This is a genomic window from Staphylococcus sp. HMSC035D11 (assembly GCF_001836075.1).
GTDB lineage: Bacteria > Bacillota > Bacilli > Staphylococcales > Staphylococcaceae > Staphylococcus > Staphylococcus hominis.
Genome location: NZ_KV827204.1, coordinates 39,252 through 48,395 on the forward strand (window position 1 = coordinate 39,252; position 9,144 = coordinate 48,395).

8 protein-coding genes are annotated in these 9,144 nt (G+C 32.3%); 2 read left to right on the plus strand and 6 right to left on the minus strand.

Features of this window, described 5'->3' with window-relative positions; genetic code table 11:
* Nucleotides 1–102 precede the first annotated feature (102 nt).
* The 4 genes from HMPREF2647_RS00215 to HMPREF2647_RS00230 are packed head-to-tail and all read right to left on the minus strand — an operon-like array spanning nucleotide 103 to nucleotide 4,646.
* Nucleotides 103–2,574, minus strand: coding sequence for an ATP-dependent Clp protease ATP-binding subunit (locus HMPREF2647_RS00215; protein WP_017175303.1), 2,472 nt, complete (start codon nucleotides 2,572–2,574; stop codon nucleotides 103–105).
* 15 nt (nucleotides 2,575–2,589) lie between these two features.
* Nucleotides 2,590–3,597: a protein arginine kinase gene (locus HMPREF2647_RS00220; protein ID WP_049382357.1), complete on the minus strand. Its 1,008-nt coding sequence runs from the start codon at nucleotides 3,595–3,597 to the stop codon at nucleotides 2,590–2,592.
* Nucleotides 3,590–4,153 (minus strand): UvrB/UvrC motif-containing protein, encoded by a 564-nt coding sequence (locus HMPREF2647_RS00225; RefSeq protein WP_017175301.1) that lies wholly within the window; start codon nucleotides 4,151–4,153, stop codon nucleotides 3,590–3,592. Before HMPREF2647_RS00225 ends, HMPREF2647_RS00220 begins: the two co-directional genes overlap by 8 nt.
* A gap of 31 nt (nucleotides 4,154–4,184) precedes the next feature.
* Nucleotides 4,185–4,646 carry a CtsR family transcriptional regulator gene (locus tag HMPREF2647_RS00230; RefSeq protein WP_002449017.1) on the minus strand — a complete coding sequence of 154 codons (462 nt, stop codon included), beginning with the start codon at nucleotides 4,644–4,646 and terminating at the stop codon, nucleotides 4,185–4,187.
* A 153-nt stretch (nucleotides 4,647–4,799) separates the two neighbouring features.
* Between HMPREF2647_RS00230 and HMPREF2647_RS00235 the strand changes: the two genes are divergently transcribed.
* Nucleotides 4,800–6,014, plus strand: coding sequence for a NupC/NupG family nucleoside CNT transporter (locus HMPREF2647_RS00235; protein WP_049419862.1), 1,215 nt, complete (start codon nucleotides 4,800–4,802; stop codon nucleotides 6,012–6,014).
* A gap of 37 nt (nucleotides 6,015–6,051) precedes the next feature.
* Here HMPREF2647_RS00235 and pdxT read toward each other — a convergent pair whose 3' ends face one another.
* Both pdxT and pdxS read right to left on the minus strand, forming a co-directional pair.
* Nucleotides 6,052–6,606, minus strand: a complete 555-nt coding sequence (pdxT, locus tag HMPREF2647_RS00240) for a pyridoxal 5'-phosphate synthase glutaminase subunit PdxT (RefSeq protein WP_017175299.1) — start codon at nucleotides 6,604–6,606, stop codon at nucleotides 6,052–6,054.
* Between the two features lie 3 nt (nucleotides 6,607–6,609).
* Entirely contained in the window at nucleotides 6,610–7,497 is an 888-nt protein-coding gene (gene pdxS, locus HMPREF2647_RS00245; RefSeq protein ID WP_070859266.1) for a pyridoxal 5'-phosphate synthase lyase subunit PdxS, read from the minus strand.
* Nucleotides 7,498–7,592: 95 nt separating this feature from the next.
* On the opposite strand from pdxS, the gene HMPREF2647_RS00250 reads away from it, so the two are divergent.
* Nucleotides 7,593–8,963 (plus strand): MocR-like pyridoxine biosynthesis transcription factor PdxR, encoded by a 1,371-nt coding sequence (locus HMPREF2647_RS00250; RefSeq protein ID WP_070859268.1) that lies wholly within the window; start codon nucleotides 7,593–7,595, stop codon nucleotides 8,961–8,963.
* Nucleotides 8,964–9,144 lie beyond the last annotated feature (181 nt).

The window sequence follows — 9,144 nt, forward strand, 5'->3', positions numbered from 1 at the left end:
ATTTTATATGTATCCAGTTATAATGACAAATTTAAATATATATATAAATGAAAAGAAGAGTCTAGGATTTAATGACTCCTAGACTCTGAATTTAAGCTCTTTTTATTCTTCTGTTGCTGGTTCTTTTGTATCTTCTATATTATTTTCTTGTTTATCATGGATATCATATTTGAATTCATTACCATCATGATCAATTGTGACTTCTTTTCCTTCAATTTGATTACCATCAAGTATCAATTCACTTAAATTATCTTCAACTGTTTTTTGAATTGCTCTAATTAATGGACGAGCACCGTATTCTGGATCATATCCTTCTTCGGCAATTTTTTCTTTAGCTTTATCAGTAACTACAATATTAATATCTTGTTCTGATAAACGTTTTGTTAATTTATTTACCATCATAGTCACAATTTCTTTAAGTTCATCTTTTGTTAATTTATGGAAAACAATAATATCATCTACACGGTTTAAGAACTCAGGACGGAATGAATTTTTAAGTTCTTTCATCATAGTTCTACGAATTGTTTCATAATCTTGTCCTTCAGATGCACCACCGAATCCAGCGAAACGTTGATCTTGTAGTTCTTGTGCTCCTACATTTGATGTCATAATAATAACAGTATTACGGAAATCAACTTGACGCCCTTTTGTATCAGTTAGATGTCCATCATCAAGTACTTGTAATAAGATATTAAACACATCTGGATGCGCTTTTTCAATTTCATCAAATAGGATAACAGAATATGGCTTACGTCTAACTTTTTCAGTTAATTGACCACCATCATCATGGCCTACATAACCTGGAGGCGCTCCAACTAAACGACTCACAGCATGTTTCTCCATAAATTCACTCATATCAACACGTATCATTGCGTCTTCTTCACCAAACATTGATTCAGCTAATGCACGTGCAAGTTCTGTTTTACCTACACCAGTTGGTCCTAAGAAAATGAAACTACCGATTGGACGTTTAGGATCTTTTAGGCCTGCACGTGCACGACGAACTGCTTTACTAATAGAAGTTACAGCATCGTTTTGTCCAATTACTCGATCATGTAATGTTTCTTCTAAATTAAGCAAACGATCTGACTCTGTTTCATTAATTCTAGTTAATGGAATCCCTGTCCATCCTGCAATAACTTCAGCAATATCTTCTTTAGATAATGATGTTGATTGTCCGCCTTGAGATGTCTTCCATTCATTTTTAGCATCTTCATATTGTTTTTCAAGTTTTGATTGTTTATCTCTTAAGTTAGCTGCATTTTCAAATTCTTGTGCATGGACGGCAGCATCTTTTTCATTTTTAACTTTTTCAATTTCTTGTTCAATCTCTTTTAAATTATTTGGAGTTGTGTGACTTTTTAGTCTCACTTTTGAACTTGCTTCGTCAATCAAATCAATTGCTTTATCTGGTAGGAAACGATCAGATACATAACGGTTACTTAATTTAGCAGCCGCTTCCAGTGCTTCATCAGAAATATTAATACGATGATGAGCTTCGTAGCGATCACGTAAACCTTTTAGAATAGCAACAGTATCTTCTACAGAAGGTTCATCAACTTGAATAGGTTGGAAACGACGTTCTAATGCAGCATCTTTTTCGATGTTTTTACGATATTCATCTAATGTTGTTGCACCAATGCATTGTAATTCACCACGCGCTAACGCTGGTTTTAAAATATTAGATGCATCAATTGCACCTTCTGCGCCACCAGCACCAACTAGTGTATGCAATTCATCAATGAATAAAATGACATTACCTGCATGATGGATTTCATCCATGACTTTTTTTAAACGTTCTTCGAATTCACCACGATATTTAGTACCTGCCACGACTGTTCCCATATCTAGTGACATTACACGTTTATTTTTTAGCGTTTCTGGCACTTCATTATTTACAATAGCTTGTGCAAGACCTTCAGCAATGGCTGTTTTACCTACACCTGGTTCACCAATAAGTACAGGGTTATTTTTAGTTCTACGACTTAATACTTCAATAACACGTGTAATTTCTTTATCTCTACCCACAACTGGATCTAACGTACCGTCTTTAGCAATAACTGTTAAGTCTCGTGCTAGTCCATCCAATGTAGGAGTGTTGTTTGATTTATTTGCAGTTGCATTTTTAGTATTCATTTCAGGACTACCTAATGCTTTCACTACTTGTGCACGTGCTTTTGTAATATTCAAATCTAAGTTAGCAAATACACGTGCTGCTACTCCTTCATTTTCACGAATTAAACCTAATAAAATATGTTCTGTACCTACAAAATTATGATGCAATTTTCTTGCCTCATCCATTGATAGTTCAATGACTTTTTTAGCTCTTGGTGTATAGTGCAACGTACCAGAATGTTCTTGACCATGACCGATTAATTTTTCAACTTCTTCAATAACTTTATCTTCAGTAATATTAAAACTTTCAAGTACTTTAGCAGCAATACCTTCTGGTTCTTTCATTAATCCAAGTAGTAAGTGCTCAGTACCAATGTTCGAATGATTTAAACGAATTGCTTCTTCTTGTGCATGTGCTAATACACGTTGTGCGCGTTCAGTTAATCTACCAAATAACATATCGTTTACAACCTCCTAATTTGTATGTTTTCTTAATATATTTGCCCGTTTTTCATTTACAGATACGTTTTCATCTTCATCATTATATAAAAACGCAGATTGGATACTTACCATTAATTCATTAAACTTAAAGTTACTTAAATTTAAATATCCTAAATCTATGCCTAACTTAATTTCACTTAATCTATATGACGCTTCTTCCATTGATATCATACGGCTATTTTGTAATATTCCTAACGAACGATAAATACGGTCAAGCGTTTCTAATTCACTATATTGTGTCAAACGTTCACGAATTTGCATTTCTTCATTAATAATTTGTTGAACTACTTCTGTCAGCTGGTCAATAATATCTTCTTCTGTCTTACCTAATGTAAGTTGATTTGAAATTTGATAAATATGACCATAAACTTGTGAACCCTCTCCATATATACCTCGAATCGTAAATCCAAAACGATTAATTGTTTGTGCAATACGATTCATACGTTTCATTATAGATAATCCAGGTAAATGAAGCATCACACTTGCTCGCATTCCAGTCCCAATATTTGTAGGACAAGTAGTTAAATAACCTAAATCTTCATCGAAACTAATTTCTAATTGTTCATCAAGAATATCATCAATTTCTGAAGCTTTTTGATATAAATCTGTCAGAGATAAATCATTACCCATTGCTTGAATTCGTACATGATCTTCTTCATTAATCATAATACTCAAAGATTCATCGTCATTTAATAACACCGCTGAAGCAGGTTGTTTAATCAATTCTTTACTAATAAGATGTTTAGCCACTAACTTCATCTTACTTTGTTGGTCCATGGTATCTAAACGCATTAAAGATAAATTAGGTAGTGCATCTTGCACTTCATTGATTACTCTAAAACCTGCTTGTTCAGATGGAAACATTAAAGGATGAACATGATTTTCTAAATTACGTGCTAAACGAATACGCGAAGACATTACAATGGGAGATTCATCTGTTTCTTTCATCCATTCACTAATATGTGCACCCATATCATTCATCATGCTCCATCTCGCTTTCATGTTTCAAGGCTTTAATTTCATCTCTAATGACAGCTGCTTCTTCAAATTTTTGCTTTTCAATTAATATATTTAAGTAATTCGTTTTTTCTTCAATTTGTTTTTTTATTGCCAGTTTATGATGTGAAGAACGAGGCATCTTGCCTACATGTTCAAATTGTCCACCTTGTACTCGTCTTACAATATCAACAATATCCTCTTTAAATACTGCATAGCAATTTGCACATCCAAATTTACCTACATGAGCTATATCTTTCAATGTCATATTACATGTAGGACATCGTTTTTCTTCTTGAAATGCTACTTCATGAAAATTTAATCCGTGTTTAGTTGCTAAATGTTGTAAGATTTGTTTGACTACAAAGGCTTCTTCAATATCATCTTGAAACTCTGAATGTGACGCAGCATGTTCTTGTTGATTCCAAGGTTGCTCTCCTTGCGCACATTCTGAACACACCCACTTTTCAGAGGTACCATCTTTACTTTTTACTGTGAGTTTAACCTCTGCTTCATTTAAATGACAATTTTCGCAAAGCACACATAGACACCTCGCATTTCTTTATTATTTATTAATAGTAATTAATGATAGGTAATAATCGTTTGAGAATATTTGCTCTAATAATATCTCTAGAAACAACATCCATTGATAGTGTTTCACGATCAATAATCACTTGAATCATTCTTGCTTCTCTATCACTAATTAATCCTTTATCTAACAAACCATCAATTATATAATATGCTTGCTGTTGAGATATAGAAGGACCAATTAATTGCAATAGATGATTAATATAACCCGTTGCATCTTTATTTTCAATTTTTGTGATTCGGATATATCCTCCTCCACCACGTTTACTTTCTATTTCATAACCATGTTCATTTGTAAATCTCGTTTTAATAACATAGTTGAGTTGAGAAGGCACACAATCGAAACGTTGAGCAATATTAGCTCTTTGAATTTCTACCATATCTTCATTACTTTCTTCAAATAATTGTTTAATGTATTGTTCAATGATGTCAGACATGTTGTGCATGATTTACCACCCCTTTTGACCTTCTTTGACTATATTATATGACCAACTTTGACCTTTTTCAACCAATTTGTTTTTTTATTTAAAAATATTAATGTTACTTCTATTATTTTATTGTATTATATAAGATAAAGAGAATTTTAAAGGAGTAGAATTATGCATATTCTTATTGGGATCATTGGGATTATTGTCTTTTTAGCGCTGGCATTTTTATTTAGTTCAGATAAAAAGAATGTTCGTTGGCATTATGTTGGATTATTATTAATTATTCAACTTATATTCGCATTTATTCTTTTGAAAACGACTGCTGGTATTACAATTATTGGTGGTATTTCAAATGGATTTAACTATTTGTTACAAAAAGCTGCTGAAGGGGTTAATTTTGTTTTTGGAGGATTTAAATTTGTAGATCCAAAAAATCCACCATTCTTCTTTAGTGTCTTATTACCAATCGTATTTATTTCGGCATTAATTGGTATTTTACAATATACTAGAATTCTTCCATGGATTATTAATGTGTTAGGGTTCTTAATCTCTAAAATTAATGGTATGGGGCGTTTAGAATCATATAATGCAGTAGCAGCTGCGATTCTTGGCCAATCTGAAGTATTTATTTCATTAAAACAACAATTACCATATATACCTAAACAACGTTTATATACTTTAACTGCTTCTGCAATGTCTACTGTATCTGCATCTATTATCGGTGCATATTTTACATTGATTGAACCTAAATACGTTGTTACAGCGGTTGTATTAAACTTATTTGGTGGCTTCATTATTGCTTCTATTATTAACCCTTATACAGTTAATGAAGAAGATGATAAATTGCTAGTGGATGAATCAGAAACTAAAAAACAATCATTTTTTGAAATGTTAGGTGAATATATTTTAGATGGTTTCAAAGTAGCAGTTATCGTTGGTGCAATGTTAATTGGCTACATTGCAATCATTGCTTTATTAAATGGCCTTGTAAGTGGTATTTTTAGTTTAATTTCTGGCGGAGCAATCAAATGGGATTTCCAAACGTTAATTGGTTTTGTGTTTGCGCCATTTGCTTTCTTAGCAGGTGTTCCTTGGCAGGATGCAGTTAAATCAGGTTCTGTGATGGCAACAAAATTATTATCTAATGAATTTGTTGCTATGCAATCACTTGGAAGCTTGAAGGATATTTCTGAACATGCAAAAGGTATTACGTCTGTATTTCTAGTTTCATTTGCTAACTTTAGTTCTATTGGTATCATTTCTGGTGCGATTAAATCACTTAACTCTGAAAAAGGTGATGTCGTAGCACGTTTTGGTATTAAGTTATTATTCGGTGCAACACTTGTATCATTTATTTCAGCTGCTATCGCTGGATTCTTCATTTAATAAGAAAAAGCTTGAGACTTTAATCTCAAGCTTTTTTTTATTTAACTATATGTTCAATAAAATACTGAGTTATACGATAATCATCTGTTAATTCTGGATGGAAAGACACACCTAGGTATTTCCCTTGCTTAACAGCTACTATTTTATCACTAATAGAACTTAATATTTCTACATTATTTTCTACACTAACAATATGTGGTGCTCTTATAAAGACACCTTCTATATCTTTTGCAATACCTTTAACATCTAACTCAGCTTCAAAACTATCTACTTGTCTACCAAAGGAATTACGCGCAACAGTAATATCTAATTTTTTTAGATATCCTGTCTCACCTTCTACATCTTTTGCAAGCACAATAAGACCTGCGCAAGTTCCAAACATTGGTAAATCAGATTGTTGTAATTTTTCTTTAAAGCCATATAAATCCATAAGTCTTCTTAAAGTTGTAGATTCACCACCAGGGAGAATAAGACCATCAATTTCATCTAATTGTTCAACTTTCTTAACTGCTATACCTTCGTGACCACTTAATTCAATGTGACGAATATGTTCACGTACTGCACCTTGTAACGCTAATACACCAATCTTCATAAATTACCAACCACGCTCTTGCATACGTTCTTCTAATGAGATTTTATTTATATCTAAACCTTTCATTGCAGTTCCTAATTCAGCTGCTAATTTTCCAATTAATTCATAATCTTGATAATGAGTTGTAGCTTGAACAATAGCTTTTGCAAATTTTTCTGGAGCTTCAGATTTAAAAATACCTGAACCCACAAATACCCCATCAGCACCTAATTCCATCATTAAGGCAGCATCTTGAGGTGTTGCTACACCACCCGCTGCAAAGTTTACTACTGGTAAACGACCTTCTTCTTTAATTTGTTTTAATACATTATATGGTGCACCTAATTCTTTGGCATAAGTCATAATTTCATCGTCATTCATTACAGTTAGACGACTAACCTCAGAATTAACTTTTCTCAAGTGACGTACAGCTTCTACAATATTACCTGTTCCAGGTTCTCCTTTAGTACGTAACATCGCTGCACCTTCGCCAATACGTCGTGCTGCTTCACCTAAATTACGGCAACCACAAACAAATGGTACAGTAAATTGATCTTTTCTTAAATGAAATTCTTCATCTGCAGGAGTAAGAACTTCAGATTCATCAATATAGTCTACACCCATAGCTTCTAATACACGTGCTTCTGTAATATGACCAATACGTGCTTTAGCCATTACTGGAATTGAAACAGCATTCATTACTTCTTCAACAATTTTAGGATTGGCACTACGTGCTACACCACCAGCTGCTCTAATATCAGATGGTACGCGTTCTAAGGCCATAACTGCTACTGCTCCAGCTTCCTCTGCGATTCTAGCTTGTTCAGCATTCACAACATCCATAATGACGCCGCCTTTTTGCATTTCAGCCATACCGCGTTTAACTCTTTCAGATCCTACAATTTTAGACATTTATAAAACCCCTTTTCAATTGATTAAATCCATTTTAAAATATAAACTGATGTTTAAAAAGGTACAATTTTAATAAAAAATTAGGGGTCAGATTTATGACGAAGAAAAAATCATTATATATTTCTTTATATGAAAAGCTAAAAAAACAAATTATTGAAGGTGTATATGAATCAAACGATAAATTTCCATCTAAAAGACAGTTGAGTCAACATTTATCACTTAGTCATACTACAATTGAGCATGCCTATCAGTTACTTTTAGATGAAGGATTTATATACTCAAAACCACGTTCAGGTTATTATGTTTCAGAAATTCAATCATTACCAGTAACAAATAGTTATCCTGAAATAAGTGATATATTAGAAACTGATAAGACTACACAGAAAAATACGTATCAGTATCAATTCAATTTAGCTGAAATTGATGCTGAACATTTTCCTAGCCATTTATTTAAAAGGTATGCTAAAGAAGTATTTGAAGAAGATCAACTTGCCCTTTTGAGTAAAGGAAGCGTTCAGGGAGAATTTAACTTAAGACAGCAAATTTCTCATTATTTATTTAATAGTAGAGGAGTATCTTGTCATCCAGATCAAATCATAATTGGCTCTTCAACTGAACAATTATTAAATATGGTCACTGATTTATTAAAAGATTCATCATTTATTATAGAACAACCTAGTTATCCACCAATTAAACATGTACTGGATAAGCATAGAATAAGTTATACACAAGCTAGAGTAGAAAAAGATGGAATTAATATCGATGAAGTCTTTCAAAAAAATAATGATATTTTATATATCACACCATCTCATCAATTTCCAACAGGATATGTGATGAGTTTAAAGAAGCGCACACAACTTATAAAATGGGCACAACAAAAGAAAGAACGATATATTATTGAAGATGATTATGATTCAGAATTTAGATATTTCGGAAAACCTATTCCAGCATTACAGAATTTAGATAAAAAACAAAAAGTAATATATATTAGTACATTTTCGAAATCGCTTTATCCAAGTTGTCGTATGGCATACATTGTCTTACCAAATAAACTGCTAAAATTATTCCGAGAGATGAAATATGTTGAAAGCAATACTGTGCCTGTACATCTACAACATATGGTAGCACAATTTATGGCAACTGGTAGCTTTGAACGTCATCTTAATAAAATGAGAAGAATATATAAAAATAAATTAACTTTTATTTTAGAAAAACTAACACCATATAAAGGACAATTGAAAATTGAAGGCGCACTAACAGGAATGCACTTCACACTTGTAGTTAAAAATAATTTAACATTAAATGAATGCATAAAAAGAACGAAAAAATGCAATCTTAAATTAACACCTTATCCTTACAACAACAAAAAACTACAACATCCTACCTTCTTAATTGGCTTTGGAGGTATCCCAGAAGAAAAATTAGAAAAGCATGTTAATGCTCTTATTAAAGCACTTACAGTTTAAATAGAGGAAATGAGTTCTGACTCATTTTGGATTGGTAGTCATTGAACGTAGAGTTTTTTATGAAAGTCACTATGCTAACCATCCGTAGTGTATATTCATTTAGTCATCTTTTAATTAGTTATATATAGATATATATTTTAAAATAAAAAAAGAGACCTCACGGTCTCAATATCAACTCATC